17 protein-coding genes and 1 pseudogene are annotated in these 13,237 nt (G+C 68.0%); 10 read left to right on the plus strand and 8 right to left on the minus strand.

Annotated features, from left to right (window positions below):
• The first annotated feature begins 119 nt into the window (after positions 1–119).
• Both QH290_RS34210 and QH290_RS34215 read left to right on the plus strand, forming a co-directional pair.
• Entirely contained in the window at positions 120–416 is a 297-nt protein-coding gene (locus tag QH290_RS34210) for a hypothetical protein (RefSeq protein WP_280269140.1), read from the plus strand.
• Positions 417–563: 147 nt separating this feature from the next.
• The gene (locus QH290_RS34215) at positions 564–1,022 is read left to right on the plus strand and encodes a hypothetical protein (RefSeq protein WP_280269139.1); all 459 of its coding nucleotides are present in this window, start codon (positions 564–566) and stop codon (positions 1,020–1,022) included.
• On the opposite strand, the gene QH290_RS34220 is transcribed toward QH290_RS34215, so the two are convergent.
• A complete protein-coding gene (locus QH290_RS34220) occupies positions 997–1,836 on the minus strand; it encodes an SAM-dependent methyltransferase (protein WP_280387468.1) in 840 nt (279 codons plus the stop codon). The genes QH290_RS34215 and QH290_RS34220 overlap by 26 nt on opposite strands.
• A gap of 118 nt (positions 1,837–1,954) precedes the next feature.
• On the opposite strand from QH290_RS34220, the gene QH290_RS34225 reads away from it, so the two are divergent.
• Together QH290_RS34225 and QH290_RS34230 are read left to right on the plus strand one after the other, a co-directional pair.
• A complete protein-coding gene (locus tag QH290_RS34225; RefSeq protein WP_280269133.1) occupies positions 1,955–2,461 on the plus strand; it encodes a VOC family protein in 507 nt (168 codons plus the stop codon).
• A gap of 44 nt (positions 2,462–2,505) precedes the next feature.
• Complete coding sequence (locus QH290_RS34230; protein ID WP_280269132.1) at positions 2,506–3,306, plus strand: MerR family transcriptional regulator; 801 nt, start codon at positions 2,506–2,508, stop codon at positions 3,304–3,306.
• A 59-nt stretch (positions 3,307–3,365) separates the two neighbouring features.
• Here QH290_RS34230 and QH290_RS34235 read toward each other — a convergent pair whose 3' ends face one another.
• The 4 genes from QH290_RS34235 to QH290_RS34250 form a co-directional block, all read right to left on the minus strand.
• Positions 3,366–3,548, minus strand: a complete 183-nt coding sequence (locus tag QH290_RS34235; RefSeq protein ID WP_280269131.1) for a hypothetical protein — start codon at positions 3,546–3,548, stop codon at positions 3,366–3,368.
• 179 nt (positions 3,549–3,727) lie between these two features.
• Entirely contained in the window at positions 3,728–4,057 is a 330-nt protein-coding gene (locus QH290_RS34240) for a hypothetical protein (RefSeq protein ID WP_280269130.1), read from the minus strand.
• A gap of 112 nt (positions 4,058–4,169) precedes the next feature.
• The gene (locus tag QH290_RS34245) at positions 4,170–4,466 is read right to left on the minus strand and encodes a hypothetical protein (protein ID WP_280269129.1); all 297 of its coding nucleotides are present in this window, start codon (positions 4,464–4,466) and stop codon (positions 4,170–4,172) included.
• The gene (locus tag QH290_RS34250) at positions 4,453–4,677 is read right to left on the minus strand and encodes a hypothetical protein (protein ID WP_280269128.1); all 225 of its coding nucleotides are present in this window, start codon (positions 4,675–4,677) and stop codon (positions 4,453–4,455) included. Before QH290_RS34250 ends, QH290_RS34245 begins: the two co-directional genes overlap by 14 nt.
• A gap of 96 nt (positions 4,678–4,773) precedes the next feature.
• On the opposite strand from QH290_RS34250, the gene QH290_RS34255 reads away from it, so the two are divergent.
• The 3 genes from QH290_RS34255 to QH290_RS34265 all read left to right on the plus strand — a co-directional run bounded on the left by QH290_RS34255 (position 4,774) and on the right by QH290_RS34265 (position 7,805).
• On the plus strand, positions 4,774–5,559 hold the full coding sequence (locus QH290_RS34255; protein WP_280387470.1) for an alpha/beta fold hydrolase: 786 nt from the start codon (positions 4,774–4,776) through the stop codon (positions 5,557–5,559).
• 225 nt (positions 5,560–5,784) lie between these two features.
• Positions 5,785–6,528 (plus strand): crotonase/enoyl-CoA hydratase family protein, encoded by a 744-nt coding sequence (locus QH290_RS34260; protein ID WP_280269126.1) that lies wholly within the window; start codon positions 5,785–5,787, stop codon positions 6,526–6,528.
• Positions 6,529–6,698: 170 nt separating this feature from the next.
• Positions 6,699–7,805, plus strand: a complete 1,107-nt coding sequence (locus tag QH290_RS34265) for a glycoside hydrolase family 183 protein (RefSeq protein ID WP_280269125.1) — start codon at positions 6,699–6,701, stop codon at positions 7,803–7,805.
• Between the two features lie 9 nt (positions 7,806–7,814).
• On the opposite strand, the gene QH290_RS34270 is transcribed toward QH290_RS34265, so the two are convergent.
• Positions 7,815–8,207, minus strand: coding sequence for a GNAT family N-acetyltransferase (locus tag QH290_RS34270; protein ID WP_280269124.1), 393 nt, complete (start codon positions 8,205–8,207; stop codon positions 7,815–7,817).
• A 62-nt stretch (positions 8,208–8,269) separates the two neighbouring features.
• Here QH290_RS34270 and QH290_RS34275 point away from each other — a divergent pair, with 62 nt between their 5' ends.
• Positions 8,270–8,980, plus strand: coding sequence for a class I SAM-dependent methyltransferase (locus QH290_RS34275; protein ID WP_280387472.1), 711 nt, complete (start codon positions 8,270–8,272; stop codon positions 8,978–8,980).
• Positions 8,981–9,139: 159 nt separating this feature from the next.
• Here QH290_RS34275 and QH290_RS34280 read toward each other — a convergent pair whose 3' ends face one another.
• The gene (locus QH290_RS34280) at positions 9,140–9,742 is read right to left on the minus strand and encodes an alpha/beta hydrolase family protein (protein WP_280387474.1); all 603 of its coding nucleotides are present in this window, start codon (positions 9,740–9,742) and stop codon (positions 9,140–9,142) included.
• A 213-nt stretch (positions 9,743–9,955) separates the two neighbouring features.
• On the opposite strand from QH290_RS34280, the gene QH290_RS34285 reads away from it, so the two are divergent.
• Both QH290_RS34285 and QH290_RS34290 read left to right on the plus strand, forming a co-directional pair.
• Complete coding sequence (locus QH290_RS34285; protein ID WP_280269121.1) at positions 9,956–11,791, plus strand: acyl-CoA dehydrogenase; 1,836 nt, start codon at positions 9,956–9,958, stop codon at positions 11,789–11,791.
• A 187-nt stretch (positions 11,792–11,978) separates the two neighbouring features.
• Positions 11,979–13,061, plus strand: a complete 1,083-nt coding sequence (locus QH290_RS34290; protein ID WP_280387476.1) for a glycoside hydrolase family 183 protein — start codon at positions 11,979–11,981, stop codon at positions 13,059–13,061.
• A 53-nt stretch (positions 13,062–13,114) separates the two neighbouring features.
• On the opposite strand, the pseudogene QH290_RS38270 reads toward QH290_RS34290, so the two are convergent.
• A pseudogene (locus QH290_RS38270) lies at positions 13,115–13,237 on the minus strand (FAS1-like dehydratase domain-containing protein); the annotation flags it as partial.

A 13,237-nucleotide genomic window follows, 5' to 3' on the forward strand; every position in this document is an offset into this window, starting at 1 on the left:
CGCCGGGGGGGCGCCCACCCGGGCCCCGGGTCGGGGGGTGCGGGCCCCCGACCCCCCCGGGGGGGGGGGTCCAAACCCCCCCCCCCCCGGGAACCACTAGCCGCAAGGGAAGCCGAAAGATGCGAGAAGGACTGCGTACGACCACAACTGCCGACGGGAAGAAAACCGCGGACTGGTCGCTGACGCGCAGGCGTCCCTGGATTCGTCGCGTGCTGTTACTCGGCGACTCGAGTCCCGCGGTGCAGTGGCCCGATACGCTGCTGCCCCTGGCGCAACGCGGAATGATCGTCTTCTCCGGAGATACGGGCTCGCTCGACCTGGCCGACGCCCGCGAGGTGTTGCCGCAGCATCAGGACCTGTGGGACGCGGTTCAACAGGAGTTCTGGTCGGCGCTACTCGACGTCAGCCACAGCTGATCGTGCAGATGTGCTTGCGAATGCTCGTGCGTCCCTTGCGGTTTGATTACAACCCGAAGGCGGATAGTTCCTTTCGGAACAAGAGTGTGGATACTACGCAGGCGCGGATGCGCACGACGACCGGCTCGATGTGGCAGGGAATGGGTAGTGGTGAACGAGTGGCGCCGGGTTTCGCGCCTGGTCGGTGCTGCGCGATCCGATGTCTGGGCGCAGGTATCCGATCCGGTATGCCTGGCGGAGTTTCTGGCCGGTCCCGGCTGCCGGATCGTGGAGGTCCCGGCGCGGATGGCCGTCGGCGCCAGGATCTGCGCGAACGTGACCTTGTTCAGCACGATCCACACCATCGACGCCGTGGTCGTGGAGATGACGGCACCGACCTCGTTACGGATGACCGGGTCCGGCTTCGCCGGCACCGACCTGACCGCCACGATGAGCATCGTGAGCGAGGGATCGGCCTGGTCGCTGATCACCATCCACACCTACGTCAGCGCCCGTGACCTCACCCCCACCGCCGCGGCGACGATCGAGCAGGCCGTCACCGATCGGCTCGGCCTCGGGCTCGACCGTCTCGCGCACCGGTTCAGTCCGAAGGCGTGCTCCCGGTAAGGCGCCCCACCGCGGCCCACAGCCAGTCGGTGCGCATCTCGTCGGTCTCGTACGGCGACTTCAGCCAGGGCTGCCATTGCCAGGGATGAACCAGGCCCGGAGCCACCAGCTCGAATCCGTCGAACATGCGCTCGATCTGCGGACCGGAGCGGAAGATTATCGGAGAGGTTGCCGCCTTGTAGACGTCGACCACGTGCTGGACCTGGTCCGCGGGGACGATGTCGGACGTCAGATGCGACAGTGTCAGATAGCTGCCGGGGGCCAGAACCTCGCGGAACGCGGCGATCGCACCGTAGGGGTCGGCGTCGTCGGGGATGAAGTGCATGATCGCGACGAACAGGACCGCGCACGGGCGGGTGAAGTCGATCAACGCCCGTAGCTCGGGGTGTTCGAGGATCCGGTCGGGCTCGCGGATGTCGGCGGTGATGACGGTGGTATTCGGGTTGGTGGCCAGCAGGGCACGCCCGTGGCTGAGCACGATCGGGTCGTTGTCGACGTAGACCACCCGCGCCTGCGGTGTGATCGCCTGGGCGATCTCGTGCACATTCCCCTTGGTCGGCAGGCCGGTGCCCAGGTCGACGAACTGGTCGATGCCCGCCTCGGCCAGGTATCGGACGGCGCGCTGCAGGAAATATCTGTTCTCCCAGACGATCTCACGAGTATTCGGCAAGGCCGCCTTGACCCGCTCGGCGGCCTCCCGATCGACGTCGTAGTGGTCCTTGCCGCCCAGGAAGTAGTCGTACATGCGGGCGGGGGTCGGCCGGTCGATGGCCAGGCCCTGTGTGATCGGATCGGCGCCACGGGAGTCGTTCACCCCGACAGCCTAATCGCTCGCGCGGAAACGTTGTGCCGCTACACCTTTGCGCCCGAGCATCGACGGGCGGAACCCAGGGCTTGACCCTCACGTTGCGTGAGGGTCGACACTGCCCCTCATGACCGACACCTACTCCGCCTTCGAGATCAGCCCGGTGCCCGTCCCCGGGCCCGACGCCGTGGCGCCCGAGCCGTACCGCGGCATCTACGGGATGCCGATGTTCGTCACGGTGCCGACGCCCGACATTGCTGCGTCCGTTGACTTCTGGAGCCGCGGGCTGGGCTTCATCGACCTGTTCTCGGCGCCCGGACAGGTGACCCATCTGCGGCGGTGGGCGTTCCAGGACGTCCTGCTCGTGCCGGGCGCGCGTGCTGCCGAGGCACCGGCGGTGAGCGTGAGCTTTTCCTGTGTGCTGAACCAGATCGACGAGATCGCCGCCGCGTGCGAGCGATTGCGGCCCGGCTGCGCGACGGGACCGCGGACGATGCCGTGGGGTTCGGTGGAGCTCGAGGTCACCACGCCGGAGCACCTTCGGGTGATCATGACGGCCGCCCGGCCCTACGATCCGGCCGGTCCGCAGGCCGAGTACCTCGACTCCGTCGGAATCCCGGCACCCGGCCGGTGACCGGTCTCGTCGAGGAGCGGTCCGGGACTGCCAGACTGGACCGTATGCCCCGGGAACTCGAGGAGGGACGCACGGTCGGCGACGTCGCGGCGCGCCTCGGCGTCACCGTGCGGGCCCTGCACCATTGGGACGAGATCGGGCTGGTCCGGCCCTCCGGGCGGACCCGCTCGGGCTACCGTCTCTACACCGACGCGGACCTCGCGCGGATCCATCGTGTGCTGATCTACCGCGAGCTGGCGGTGCCGCTGAACGAGATCGCGGGCCTGCTGGACGCGCCCGCCGACGACGCGCTGGCATCGCTGCACAACCAGCGTGATCGCCTGCGCGAGCGCATCGCTCGCCTGCAGCGGATGGGTGACGCGCTCGACCGCGTGATTCGGGCGCGGAAGTCCGGCATCCTGCTCTCCGCCGAGGAGCAGGTGGCGATCTTCGGCCGGGATTGGCAGCCCGCGTGGGCCGAAGGGGCCCGTGAGCTGTGGGGCGACACCGCCCAGTGGGCGCAGTACGCCGAACGCGCCGCGCACCGCACCGCCGAGGACTGGCAGCAGATCTCCGACGACGTCGAGAAGCTGCACGGCGATCTGGCCGCGGCCCACCGCGCCGGGGTGGTCCCGGGAACCGACGAGGCCGACGCGCTGGCGGAGCGGCACCGCGCGGCGATGGGCGCCTATTTCGACTGCACCCATTCGATGCAGGTCTGCCTGGGCCGCAGGTATATCGCGGATCCGGGATTCGCCGCGTTCTACGACGCCCTCGAACCCGGCCTGACCGCATGGCTGCGCGACATCATCGACGCCAATGCGCGCGCTCACGGCGTCGACCCGGACTCGGCGACCTGGGTATGACGAGAACCGGAGTCAGCTACTACAGGGCGAGTGGACAGCAACCCTGCCGCACCGGTAACTCATCCGGCCCGCAGCGGTGGAATCGTCCAGAACTCGCTGTCGGGCACCGGCGGCATCGGCCGCGTGTCCTCGAACGGGTCCACGCGTAGCAGGGCGATGAACTGGTCAACGGTGTATCCGGCCGCGAGGATGTCCGAAAGCAGTTGTTCCGCGGCCGTCTTCTGATCGAGCAGTTTGGGCATCAGCGCTCCCCCTGGAGACTTCACCGAACAGATGCGATAGCGGGCCGCGGGGGCAATCGCGGCCCGCTCTGCAAGGTGTCTCGCGAGGAGACGGGGGTCAGCTTAGCGAGTGTCCAGCTAATTCCACGCCATTTTCGACTGGAAATATCGGACACATTCGAGCCGCCGGATGGGCAGGCTCACTGCAGGCATTCGGAGACGATTTTCTTCGTGGCCTCGCGGGCCTTGTCGGCGTCGCCCTGGCTCAGGCCCATGGCGGCCGGGTCCGAGGTCTGCGCATTGTTGCCGGGCTTGGTCATGATCTTCAGGCCGTCTTGCGAAATGCCCTCGTTGACATAGTGTTCGGCGGCGCAGTCGGCCATCTTGGTGTCCTTGAGTCCGCTGTCCTGCAGGGCCTTGGACAGGTCCGCCTGGGTGATCTTCGACTCGTGCTCCGAGTGATCCGACCCGCCGCACGCCGCCAGCAGGGGCAGCGCGACGAATGCGGCGGCAATCAGCGAAATCCTCAACGGTTCCTCGATTCTCGCAATGTGGTGTGTCGGGGCGGCGGCACAACCGCCGTGGTGATCCTGCCGTATCGCGCGGTCCGGGAACAGTCGGTGACTCGAATCGGCTGACGGCTCACAAATCCATGGCGGCGCGCAGGGCGGTATCGAGCCGCTCCAGGGTGTCGGTGTCCATCTCGCCGATGCGCTCGGCGAGCCAGCCCCGGTAGATGCGGCCCAGATTGCCCGCGTGCACCCAGCCGTGGTCGGGCACCGAGACGGCGAGAATGTCCAAGGGATCCTCGTCGACCACCTCGGCCGCGATCAGCCAGGGGCGCGGGGATTCGTTGATGCCGTCACTAGAGATCAGGACGACGTTGCGACGCCGGGGCGAACCATGCGGGTTGTAGATCCACAGTTCACCCCTGCGCACGCATCGCCTCCTCGGCGGCGGTCAGCTCGGCCTCGTCGGCGGCCGCGAGATCTGTCGGTTCCGGTCCGGGGACGCAGCCGGTGCGCACCGCTTCGCGCCGGGCGGCACGGGAAATCCACGCGGATGGGGACATTCCCGCGCGGGCCGCGGCCTGTTCGGCGTACGACCACGACGCCGCGTCCAGGGACAACGTGACCTTACGGGTAGCCATACCATTTATCGTACCCGCCGGAACCACTGTTGGCGCTGTGTCAATCGTTGCTACTGTGGGCGGCGGTCCCACCGGTACGCGGGGAAGTCGAGGAGCATGCTGAACCACCACCGAACCGGTTCGGGCGAACCTCTGGTCCTGGTCCACGGCGTCGGCAGCCGGTGGGAGGTGTGGGAACCGATCATCGACGGCCTGGCCGCATCGTTCGAGGTGATCGCCGTGGATCTGCCGGGCTTCGGTGCCTCCGAGCCGCTCGGGCGCACCACCGTCGACACCCTCACCGATGCGCTCGCCGCATTCCTCGACGAGCAGGGCCTGGAGCAACCCCATCTGGCGGGCAATTCCATGGGCGGGCTGATCGTGCTGAACCTGGGCGCCCGCGGCCTGGCCCGCTCGGTCACCGCGTTCTCGCCGATCGGGTTCTGGTCGGTCGCCGGGCGGGCGTGGTGCCAGCAGGCGCTGGGGCGCTCCAAGTCGCTGGGCCGCCGGATGCGGCCCGCGATGGCGTCGATCCTCGGCACGTCCGCGGGGCGCACCGCATTCCTGAGTCTGGTGTTCGGTAAGCCGTGGGCGGTCAGCCCGCGCGTCGCGATCGACACCGCGGTCGGCGCCATCGATGCGCCCGGATTCGACGCCGCCCTGGCCTCTTTCACCGATGCGCGCCTGCAGGACGGCGGCCGACTCGACCGCATCCCGGTCACCATCGCGTGGGGCAACCGCGACATCCTGCTCACCTACGCCACCCAGAGTCGCCGCGCCCGGGCCTGGCTACCCGACGCCCGCCACCTCACCCTCCCCGGCAGCGGCCACACCCCGTTCTACGACGACCCCGCCCGATGCACCCAAATCCTCCTCGACCAATCGACCACCGGGCGGGGATGAGGTGCTGTGCCTCTTCGACCGGTCGACTATCGGGCGGGGATGAAATGCTGTGCCTCTTCGACCAATCGACTACCGGGCGGGGATGAAATGCTGTGCCTCCTCGACCAGTTGAACTATCGGGCAGGGGTGAGGTGCTGTGCCTCCTCGACCACGTGACTGCCGGGCGGGGATGAGAGGGGCCTGCTCGATCGGTTGGGCGCCGGGCCGAATGAGAGACTCTCCACGATGAGCAATGTTTCCCTCACTGTTGATGGTGATCGCGCGTATGTCGCGCTGGATCGGGCCGACAAGCACAATGGGCTGACGATCGAGATGCTCGGCGATCTCGTCGAGGTGGCGCGGGTGGTCGGTGGGCGCGACGACATCCGCGCGGTGATCCTGACCGGCAACGGTCCCAGCTTCTCCAGCGGCCTCGATATCGCCAAGGCCGTCGGCGATCCGCTGACCATCGTGCGCAATTTCGTGCCGATTCCGTGGCGCGGCACCAACACCTTTCAAGAGGCGTGCTGGGCGTGGCGGCGGCTGCCGCAGCCGGTGATCGCGGCCGTGCACGGGCACTGCTACGGCGGCGGACTGCAGCTGGCGCTCGCCGCCGATATCCGTTTCGCCACCCCCGAGGCGGACTTCTCGGTGATGGAGGCGAAACACGGCCTGATCCCGGATATGACCGGCGCGGCCACCCTGTCGCGGCTCATCGGCGTCGACAAGGCGCTGCTGCTGACCATGACCGCCGATCCGGTGGACGCCGCGTACGCCGAGCGCATCGGCCTGATCACCGAGGTGACCCCCGACCCGCGGGCGGCCGCGGAGAAATTGGCCGACCGGATCGCGGCACGCTCACCGCACGCGGTGGCCGCCGCCAAGCGGATGTTCGACCGCAGCTGGCACGCCGGCGTGCGCCGCACCCTCGGCATCGAGCGCGCCACCCAGCTGCCGCTGCTGGTGCGTCAGGCACTGTCGAAGAAATAACAATTCGGCCCGAAGACGGCCTATTACCCAGAAACCTGGTGAGACAAACCGGTTCCGCGCGGATTCGCTGCTAGCATTTGCTCGCTCGTGCCAGCCAGTCGATTTTCGAGTACGGCGTCACAAGCTCCACCGGTGCGCCGTACCCGCTCGGATCCGGAGGGCTCACCGACTTGACCAGGACCGTCTCCATCCTGCTGTCCGCGATAGCGGGTGCCTCGGCCTTGCTGCTGACCGCCACCGCCCCCGCCGCGGCAAATCCCAATGCGATCAATCCGTTCCCGGTGCTCAACGGCACCAACGGCCTGCCGAACCTGCCCGGCCGCACCGATGCGGTATTCCAGGTGACCGGCCTGGCCAGTCCCAACAGCACCGCGAACTACAACGTGCTCGGCACCGACCTGGGCATCATGTGGGACAACGGAAACGGCGAGATGCTCACCGCCTACGGCGACACCGCCGGCCTCGGCCTGCCCAACCTGCTGTCCGGCAGCACGTGGGCCTGGCGCAGCAATATCCTGGTGCGCAGCCACACCAAGGATCCGGTGAACGGCATCTTCTACGACAGCGTGGTGCGCGACGTCTTCGGGCAGGCGCGGGATCTGATCCCCAGCCCGAAGATCCCGTTCCTCGAGATCAGCCGCATCCCCACCGCGGGCATCGCCGTCAACGGCGTGCAGTACATGAGCCTGATGTCGGTGAAGAGCTGGGACGACGTCGGCGAGTGGACCACCAACTTCTCCGGCCTGGCCGCCTCCGCCGACAACGGCGAGACCTGGGCCGACCTCGGCCACACCCGGCGCCCCAACGAGGGCGGCAACTCGAAGTTCCAGATGAACGCCTTCGTGAAGGAGGGCGGCTGGGTCTTCGAGTACGGCACGCCGTCGGGTCGCAACCACGCGGCCCACGTCGCCCGGGTGCGCGAGAACGACATTCAGAACCTCGCCGAATACGAGTACTGGGACGGCGGTCGCTGGGTCAAGGGCGATGTGAACGCGGCGGCTCCCATCGCCGGTGGCGTCGGCGAGCTGTCGGTGATGTGGAACGAGTACCTGGGGCAGTACCTCATGCTGACCACCGACCCGTGGAATTCGGTGGTGATGCGGCGCGCACCCTCCCCGGAGGGGCCGTGGACCGAGCCGGAGGTGCTCATCGACACCCGCGAGCTGCCCACGGCCTACGCCCCGTCGATCTTCCCGTACCCGACCGGCCGCGATCTGTACTTCCTCACCACGGTGCACAGCCAGTACAACGTGCTGCTGATGCGTACCACGTTGTAGGGCGGTCGATCACAGCGCGATCAACCCGGCGTCCGTCGGGCGGAATCCGCAGGCGCCGAAGTAGAAGGGCTTCAGCTCCGGATCGAAATCGACGTGGAACCAGGTGCATCCGGCCTCGGCCGCGGCCGCCGCGCAGCGCCGCACCAGTTCGGTGCCGATGCCGCGGTGCTGATGGTCGGGCCGCACCTTCGGATCGAGCAGGAAGGCGTGGCAGCCGCCGTCGGAGACGACGTTCGCGAATCCGATCAGGGCGCCGTCCGGGGTGCGCGCGGTGATCCACCCGAAGCTGTGCGGGCGAATCCGGTCCCACCACCCGGGCTCGGGCGCACCGCCGTGCGACACGGTCAGTTCCACCAGTTCGGCGTCGGATGCTGCTGCGCGCCAGCGATAGTCGATGTCCACACCACGATTCTTCCGGGTCGGGCAAGTGCTTTTCCGGCGCCCGCGCGCCATAGACTCGGCTCATGGACGCGGCCGACTGGGATGCGCGGTATGCGCAGAGCGAATTGGTGTGGGGCGCACCGCCGAACGGGACCGTGGTCGAGCACGTCTTCGGGCTGGAGCGGCGGATTCCGCTGCAGCCGGACGCGCCCGGCGAGGCGCCGCCGACCATGCCGCGGGCGCTGGATCTGGCCTGCGGGGAGGGCCGCAACGCGCTGTGGCTGGCCACGCACGGATGGCAGGTGCGGGCCGTGGACTTCTCGCAGGTCGGCATCGATAAGGGCCGCACGGTGGCATCGCGGCTGTCGCGGTCGGTGCGGGGCCGCATCACCTGGCAGTGCGCCGACGTCACCGACCTGGACGCCGCCGGGATCACCGGACCGTTCGAGCTGATCCTGCTGGCCTACCTGCACCTGCCGGAGCAGCAGCGCCGCGCCCTGGTCCGGCACGCCGCCGACCTGCTCTCACCCGGCGGCACCCTGCTGATCCTCGGCCACGACAGCACCAACCTCACCGAGGGCCACGGCGGTCCCCAGGACCCGTCGATCCTGTTCACCCCGAACGATGTGATGGCGGATCTGGCCGAGACCGGCGACCGCATCCGCATCCGCGTCGCCGACCGCATCCTGCGCCCGACCGAGGCGGGCGACGCCATCGACGCCCTGGTCGTCGCGGTCCGCACCGTCCCCGACCTGGACCAGCAGGCACTCGCCGCCGAATCGCCCGACGCTTGATCCCGGCCAAAAGCATGCCGGGAATGTGAGTGGGCGTGCCTGCCGGGAGTGTGAGTGGGTGTGGCTGCCGGGAGTGTGAGTGGGCGTGCTTGTCGGGAGTGTGAGTGGGTGTGGCTGTCGGGAGTGTGAGTGGGTGGGGCTGCCGGGATGTGTTGTGGCTCAGTGTGGTTGGCTCCAGCGGCGTAGCCAGGGTTCTACTGTCGTGGTGATCAGGTCGAAGCCGGTGCGGAACGAATGTGGTTGGTTGGGGATCACTTTCACCTCGGCGGCGTCGGCGGGGTCGGGGATGCCGAACGGGTCGCGGGCGCCGTTGATCACCAGGACGTCGATCGGCCGGGCGGCCAGCAGTTCGTCGCGCCGCGTCTTCTCCGGCTTTCCCGGGGGATGTAGCGGAAACGACAGCGCCACAACACCTTCGGCCTCGGCCTCGACCGCCGTCCGGCACGCCACCCGGGCCCCGTTGCTGCGCCCGCCCTGGATCAGGGGAACCGCGCGCACCTTCCTGCGCAGCGCGGCCACGATCTCCAGCCACGCGGCGTCCTGGACGGCCACCGACCCCGGGGCGCGCCGCCCGGCGACCCGGTAGGGCTGCACCACCCGGGCCACCGCGCCGCCGATGCCCACCGCGCAGTCGCGCACGGCGAGCAGATCCTTCGCGTCGACACCGCCGCCCGAACCATGGGTCAGCAGCAGCAGGAACGACGCCTTCCTCGGCCTGTCCAGCTCGATCTCCGCAGGTCCCGCACTCGTCTCGATGCGCACGCCCAACGGTAACCCGCGGGTGGCCGCGCACGTCCGACGCGCGCGGGCGACTGTTCATCGCGTCACATCGCCCGCTCAGTCCTTTGAAGGATCCATTACTCGCCGGTAATATACGGTGTAAGTTACCCGTGAGTAGCAGGCTTGCGGCTACCCGGTGGAGACAACGGGCGGGAACGGGACAACCGGACCGCACCAACCTCAATGGAGAGAAAAATGGGTCACTACAAGAGCAACGTCCGCGACCTGGAGTTCAACCTCTTCGAGGTCCTGGGCCTGGGTTCCATCCTGGACAGCGGCGCGTTCGGCGATCTGGATGCCGACACGATCAAGGAGATGATCAACGAGGTCCGCCGCCTCGCCGAGGGCCCGCTGGGTGAGTCGTTCGCCGACGCCGACCGCAACCCGCCGGTGTTCGATCCCGAGACGCACACGGTCTCGATCCCCGAGTCGTTCAAGAAGAGCTACCGCACGCTGCAGGAGGGTGGCTGGGACTCCTACGCCGTTCACCCGGACCTGGGTGGTCTCGAGTTCCCGCGCACCGCGTACTGGGCCATCGCCGAGCTGGTGCTGGGCGCCAACCCGGCCGCGTTCATGTACGCCGCGGGCCCGGGCTTCGCCAACATCTTCTTCAACAACGCCACCGAAGAGCAGAAGAAGTGGGCCAAGATCGCCGTGGAGCAGGGCTGGGGCGCCACCATGGTGCTGACCGAGCCCGATGCCGGTTCGGACGTGGGCGCCGGGCGCACCAAGGCCGTGCAGCAGGAGGACGGCTCCTGGCACATCGAGGGCGTCAAGCGGTTCATCACCTCCGCCGACTCCGACGATCTGTTCCCGAACATCATGCACCTGGTGCTGGCCCGTCCCGAGGGCGCCGGTCCGGGCACCAAGGGCCTGTCGCTGTTCTTCGTGCCGAAGTTCCACTTCGACCACGAGACCGGCGAGCTGGGCGAGCGCAACGGCGTGTTCGTGACCAACGTCGAGCACAAGATGGGCCTGAAGGTCTCGGCCACCTGTGAGGTCACCTTCGGCGGCCACGGCATCCCGGCCAAGGGCTGGCTGGTCGGCGAGGTGCACAACGGCATCGCGCAGATGTTCGAGGTCATCGAGCACGCGCGCATGATGGTGGGCACCAAGGCCATCTCGACCCTGTCGACCGGCTACCTGAACGCGCTGGACTACGCCAAGCAGCGTGTGCAGGGCGCGGATCTGACCAAGATGACCGACAAGACCGCGCCGCGCGTCACCATCACCCACCACCCCGATGTGCGCCGCAGCCTGGCCATGCAGAAGGCCTACGCCGAGGGTCTGCGCGCGATCTATCTGTACACCGCGGCGCATCAGGATGCCGTTGTGGCCGAACAGGTTTCGGGTGCCGATGCCGATCTGGCCGCGCGCGTCAACGACCTGCTGCTGCCGATCGTCAAGGGCGTCGGTTCGGAGCGGGCCTACCAGTACCTGACCGAATCGCTGCAGACCCTGGGCGGTTCGGGCTTCCTGCAGGACTACCCGATCGAGCAGTACATCCGCGATTCGAAGATCGACTCGCTGTACGAGGGCACCACCGCGATCCAGGCGCAGGACTTCTTCTTCCGCAAGATCGCCCGCGACCGCGGGGTGGCGCTGGCGCACGTGGCCGGTCAGATCCAGAAGTTCATCGAGCGCGAGGGCGGCAACGGCCGGCTCAAGGCCGAGCGCAAGCTGCTGGCCACCGCGCTGGAGGACGTGCAGGGCATGGCCGCGACCCTGACCGGCCACCTGATGGGTGCGCAGGAGAACCCGGACGAGCTGTACAAGGTCGGCCTGGGTTCGGTGCGGTTCCTGCTGTCGGTCGGCGATCTGCTGATCGGCTGGCAGCTGCTGCAGCACGCCGAGGTCGCGATCAAGGCGCTCGACAACGGTGCCTCGGGTGCCGATGTCGCCTTCTACAACGGCAAGGTGGGCGTGGCGCAGTTCTTCGCCCGCAACGTGCTGCCGGAACTGACCGCGACCCGCACCGTCCTGTCCAACCTCGACAACGACATCATGGAACTGGACGAGGCCGCCTTCTGACAGGTCCGGATTCTCGTTGACGCATGGCCCCGCAATCGGATTCGTAATCGATTGCGGGGCCTTCCGTTGTCGTAACGACCCGTACCCGTGACAGCGATGTGATGATTGTTGCGGCTCGGACGGCGCACATCGGCGCGCCGAAACAGGCACAATACCCACGGCGTGACGATCGGAAGGGGAACGGAGCATGAAACGACGGTCCGCACTGGCCGGGGCGTGCGCGGCGGTCGCGCTGCTGACTCTCGGGGCCTCGCCGGCGGGAGCCGATCCCAACAACATCAACCCGATCCCCGGACTCAACGGGGTCAACGGTCTACCGCGGCTGGGTGGTCCGACCCAGGCCGTCTACCAGATGACCGGCATGGCCTCGCCGAACAACACCCAGAACAACAACGTCCTCGGCGCCGACCTCGGCATCATGTGGGACGACGGCCGCGGCCAGATGCTGACCGCCTACGGCGACACCGCCGGCCTGGGCATGCCGAACCTGCTGGCGGGCAGCATGTGGGCGTGGCGGTCCAACGTCCTGTTCCGCAGCGCCGCCGACGCCAGCCCGGCCCAGGGCATCCACTACACGAGCTTCGTCGACAATCCGCTGCCCAGTCCGAAGATCCCGGGCATCGAGATCAGCTTCATTCCGACCGCGGGCATTTCCGTGGGCGGGGTGCAGTACATGAGCATGATGTCGGTGCGGGAGTGGGGCGCGAACGGGCACTGGGATACCAACTTCTCCACCCTGGCGGTCTCCGGTGACGGCGGGCAGACGTGGGCGCAGCTGCCCACCACGCGCCGCGCCGACGAGGGCGGCTTCCACAACTTCCAGCAGGCGGCGTTCCTGAAGGCCGACGGCTACGTCTACCGGTACGGCACTCCGGCCGGGCGCGAGAACGACGGATTCGTCTCGCGCGTCAAGGAGGCCGATATCGCCAATATCGACGCCTACGAGTATTGGGACGGCGGCACCTGGAAGCTGAACGACGTGAACGCCGCCAAGCCGATCGTCGGCGACGTCGGTGAGCTGTCGGTCATGTGGAACCAGCACCTCGGGCAGTACGTCATGCTGACCACCGACCGCGCCAACTCCGTGGTGATGCGCACCGCGCCGTCGCCGGAGGGCCCGTGGACCCCGCCGCGCGTCCTCATCGACGCCCGCGAGTTCCCCGCCGCCTACGCCCCGATGATCTACCCCTACCAAACCGGCAGCGACCTCTACTTCCTCGTCACCCAGCACACCCAAAACAACGACGTGCTGATGCGCACCCCACTGTAGAAAATCCGCCCAACGGGGAACACCCCCCACAAAAAAACAGCAGGTATAGTGGGCGGGGCCAGGTTGCGGGGGCGCTGTCGGACGGGTGTGCGATCGGGCATGTCCAGCCGAAGCGTCTCGGCCAGCGCCAATGTCATCAGCGGACCGTGTACCACGAGGCCGGGGTAGCCCTCCAC

It is taken from the genome of Nocardia wallacei, assembly GCF_029869545.1.
GTDB lineage: Bacteria > Actinomycetota > Actinomycetes > Mycobacteriales > Mycobacteriaceae > Nocardia > Nocardia wallacei_A.

Coding starts and splice junctions, on each gene's coding strand:
- QH290_RS34255 (WP_280387470.1), top strand. CDS start 4,774: ATGCTGAACCACCACCGAACCGGTTCGGGCGAACCTCTGGTCCTGGTC.
- QH290_RS34230 (WP_280269132.1), top strand. CDS start 2,506: ATGCCCCGGGAACTCGAGGAGGGACGCACGGTCGGCGACGTCGCGGCG.
- QH290_RS34235 (WP_280269131.1), bottom strand. CDS start 3,548: ATGCCCAAACTGCTCGATCAGAAGACGGCCGCGGAACAACTGCTTTCG.
- QH290_RS34225 (WP_280269133.1), top strand. CDS start 1,955: ATGACCGACACCTACTCCGCCTTCGAGATCAGCCCGGTGCCCGTCCCC.
- QH290_RS34285 (WP_280269121.1), top strand. CDS start 9,956: ATGGGTCACTACAAGAGCAACGTCCGCGACCTGGAGTTCAACCTCTTC.
- QH290_RS34290 (WP_280387476.1), top strand. CDS start 11,979: ATGAAACGACGGTCCGCACTGGCCGGGGCGTGCGCGGCGGTCGCGCTG.
- QH290_RS34260 (WP_280269126.1), top strand. CDS start 5,785: ATGAGCAATGTTTCCCTCACTGTTGATGGTGATCGCGCGTATGTCGCG.
- QH290_RS34210 (WP_280269140.1), top strand. CDS start 120: ATGCGAGAAGGACTGCGTACGACCACAACTGCCGACGGGAAGAAAACC.
- QH290_RS34275 (WP_280387472.1), top strand. CDS start 8,270: ATGGACGCGGCCGACTGGGATGCGCGGTATGCGCAGAGCGAATTGGTG.
- QH290_RS34250 (WP_280269128.1), bottom strand. CDS start 4,677: ATGGCTACCCGTAAGGTCACGTTGTCCCTGGACGCGGCGTCGTGGTCG.